The following is a 3,306-nucleotide window of genomic DNA, read 5'->3' as shown; positions in this document are numbered from 1 at the left end:
ACAAAAGGAACCGAATTAGTAACCAGCCAACCATCTTTCTTCAGATAGGGCAGGTAACGCAGACTTTCCATCGGTTCCAGCGAGATGATCAGGTCGGCCGAACCAAGTGGAATCAAATCGGATGCAATGGGTTTGTCGCTGATGCGAAGGTTGGATTGAACATCGCCACCCCGCTGACTCATCCCGTGTACTTCGGCCTGCTTCATGTAAAGGCCATCGTAAAGTGCTGCTTCACCAATAACAGCTGCAATAGAGAGGATACCTTGTCCACCTACGCCTGATAGTATGATGTCTGTTTTCATTTCTTGCTTGCTTTTTTCTTTCTGGCTAAAGTCTGGATACACTCACGGCGTGAAATAATGACGGATAGCCCTTTGTATTCGATTTCTTCGCGGATCAGCTGCTTCATCTCTTCGTAATTCTTCTTCAGAGGAATCAGGCTTCGCAGGTGTGCCGGCTCTACGCCGATACCCAGACAGATAGATTCGAGTCTGCCTGTACCGGCCGAATCCTGTCCACCGGTCATACCCGTGGTTTCGTTGTCCGATATGATAAGCAGCATATTGGTATTTTCATTCACGCAATCAAGCAAGCCGGTCATTCCCGAATGGGTAAACGTTGAGTCGCCAATTACCGAAACAGCCGGGAAACAACCCGCATCGGCAGCTCCTTTTCCCATTGTGATGGAAGCACCCATATCCACACAGGTATCAATTGCCCGGAAAGGAGCGAGGGCCCCCAGGGTATAACAGCCAATGTCTCCAAAAACCTTAGGTTCTTTGTATTCATTCAACACTTCGTTCATGGCATCATACAAATCCCTGTGTCCGCAACCCTGGCATAAAGCAGGCGGACGCATCTCCACTACGGGAGGAATCGTATAATAGGTTGCCACCTCTTTGCCCAGGGCACGTCCCACCAAATCGGGCGTTAATTCGCCGTCGCGGGGCAAGGTTCCGTCCAGGCGACCGTGAACGATCAGCCCTTTACCAAGAAATCCCTTCAGCTGTTCTTCAACAACGGGATATCCTTCCTCAATAACTAACAGTTCGTCGCATTCTTCGGCCAACTTGATCAACTGCTTTTTAGGAAGAGGATACTGACATATTTTAAGTACCGGATTTTCGAATCCGTCAGGGAAGTTTTCCGACAGGTAATTAAAGGCGATACCGGTTGTAATGATACCCAGCTTCTTGTTGGGAGAATCGAAGTAGGTGTTGTAAACAGACTCTTCGGATGCGGTGGTAAATCCTTCCTGCGCAGCCAACAGTGTCTTGTATCTTTTGCGGGCCAGGGCGGGAAGCAGGATAAATCGCTGGCGACCGTCGGCCGGGTATGAAAGTCCGTTTTGTTCTTTAGCCGGACGGGTTACTACGCCCGAGCGTGAGTGTGCCATACGTGTGGTGATGCGAAGTAAAATGGGATAACCCAGTTTCTCGGAAAGTTCGAACCCATCGTACACCATATCGTATGCCTCCTGCTGGTTGCTCGGTTCAAGCATTGGTATCATGGCAAAGTTGCCATATACGCGGTTGTCTTGTTCGTTTTGTGATGAGTGCATAGATGGATCGTCGGCAGTGATGATAATCATACCACCGTGAATACCCGTCATCGATGCATTCATAAAACAGTCGGCTGCTACGTTCAGTCCTACGTGTTTCATGCAACAAAGAGCTCTCTTGCCTGCATAGCACATACCTAAAGCCGTTTCAAGGGCTGTTTTTTCATTTGAGCTCCAGTTGCTGTGGATACCCAACTGCTTTGCAGTAGCGGAATTTTGAATATATTCCGTAATTTCGGTAGAGGGGGTTCCAGGGTAAGCATACACTCCAGACATCCCGGCGTCGATGGCTGCCTGGGCGATTGCTTCGTCCCCTAAAAAAAGATGTTTCTCCATATCGTATATCTTAATACTTTAGTTGTCTTTGTTGAAATGTGACGACAAAGATACTTTATTTACAATAAATTGAAAGGAAAAACCTACTTAATCTGTCGTCTGTTTAGCTCTGCGCGGTATTTGTTTGCGTTTTTTGCATGCTCGGCAAGGGTGGAGGCAAAGTTGTGTCTGCCCGAAAAATCCTCTTTCGCACACATATAAATATAGTCGTGCTGGTTATGATTCAATACGCTGTTTATACCTCCGATAGACGGAACACGAATCGGACCGGGAGGAAGTCCGGTGTGCTTATAGGTGTTGTATGGAGAATCTACCTGCAGGTGTTCAAACAGAATTCGCTTCAGCGTTACATCTCCTACGGCAAACTTTACCGTCGGGTCTGCTTGCAGAGGCATGTTTATGTGCAGGCGGTTCAGATATAGTCCGGCAACCATCCCCATCTCGTCGGCTTTGGCCGTCTCTTCTTCCACAATAGAAGCCAGAATGGAAACCTGTATAGGGGTTAATCCGGCTTTGGATGCTTTGGCAAGTCTGTCTTCATTCCAGAAAGCCTTGTATTCTTTTTGTATACGCTTCATCAGATTGTCTGGCGTGATATCCCAATAAACTTCGTAGGTATTGGGAATGAACATCGCCTGGATAGTTTCGGGGCTAAATCCCAAAGCTGCACAAGAGGCAGAATCGTTAAACAGAGTAAGCATCTCCTCTTTCGAAACCATCAGCTGATCGTCCAGCCGTTGTGCCAGATCGCTTTTGAGTCGGATGTTGTTAAATGTAATACGGGTAGGAGACTGCAATCCCCCGATAAGGTTCTTCAGTAAGCGAAGATTGCCGGTTCCCGGTTCTATGGCATACCGTCCGGTTTTCATCTTTTCGGGATAGCCAATCAGATAAGCAAGCTGCTTGAAGGTGGTCAGACTTTTGCAAGAGGCGGAATCTTTTAACTGAGAACAAAGATCGTTAAAGTCTTTCTTGCTGTCTACATATACATAGGTTGTCTCTTTGATGTCGAAGTTGGAAGCCAGTACCATTCGCCAGGCCCAAAAGCCACAAAGAATGAAAAGCAGGGCCAGCAGGGCAATTCCTCTGCGGATAAAAGTGCGTTTAGCACGTTTTGAGCGAAAAAATTTACTCATAAATTTAGTAATAAGAGGTTGACTATCAGAATCGGGCACAAAAGTAGCATCTTTTTCTTTAAAATTAAGGTTAAAAAGCTTTGTTTATTCAGAAATATACGCTTATCTTTGCCACGCAATTCGAAGGAAGAAGCACAAAACACACAAGGAAGTGTGGGTGAGTGGCTGAAACCACCAGTTTGCTAAACTGACGTACTCGTAAGGGTACCGGGGGTTCGAATCCCCCCGCTTCCGCGAAAGAGAGCTCTATGCATTTAGAGCTCTCTTTTTGTT

General features: G+C 46.9%; 3 protein-coding genes and 1 tRNA gene. 1 reads left to right on the top strand and 3 read right to left on the bottom strand.

The window, feature by feature from the left end:
- The 3 genes from AB7E53_RS14680 to mltG all read right to left on the bottom strand — a co-directional run.
- Positions 1 to 302: indolepyruvate oxidoreductase subunit beta (locus AB7E53_RS14680; protein WP_446776543.1), on the bottom strand; the 302-nt coding region annotated here is incomplete at its 3' end.
- On the bottom strand, positions 299 to 1,897 hold the full coding sequence (locus AB7E53_RS14675; protein WP_350456922.1) for a thiamine pyrophosphate-dependent enzyme: 1,599 nt from the start codon (positions 1,895 to 1,897) through the stop codon (positions 299 to 301). The genes AB7E53_RS14675 and AB7E53_RS14680, both read right to left, overlap by 4 nt.
- 83 nt (positions 1,898 to 1,980) lie before the next feature.
- Positions 1,981 to 3,033: an endolytic transglycosylase MltG gene (mltG, locus tag AB7E53_RS14670; RefSeq protein ID WP_446776541.1), complete on the bottom strand. Its 1,053-nt coding sequence runs from the start codon at positions 3,031 to 3,033 to the stop codon at positions 1,981 to 1,983.
- A gap of 147 nt (positions 3,034 to 3,180) precedes the next feature.
- Between mltG and AB7E53_RS14665 the strand changes: the two genes are divergently transcribed.
- Positions 3,181 to 3,267: transfer RNA gene (locus AB7E53_RS14665), tRNA-Ser, on the top strand.
- Positions 3,268 to 3,306 lie beyond the last annotated feature (39 nt).

This window comes from Macellibacteroides sp., from assembly GCF_050251695.1.
Lineage (GTDB): Bacteria > Bacteroidota > Bacteroidia > Bacteroidales > Tannerellaceae > Macellibacteroides > Macellibacteroides fermentans.
The sequence above is the reverse complement of the archived record's forward strand: the minus strand, read 5'-3'. Positions and strand labels throughout refer to the sequence as shown.

Bases quoted from the DNA above. Each gene is read 5' to 3' on its own strand.
- AB7E53_RS14675 (WP_350456922.1), bottom strand. From the start codon at position 1,897: ATGGAGAAACATCTTTTTTTAGGGGACGAAGCAATCGCCCAGGCAGCC.
- mltG (WP_446776541.1), bottom strand. From the start codon at position 3,033: ATGAGTAAATTTTTTCGCTCAAAACGTGCTAAACGCACTTTTATCCGC.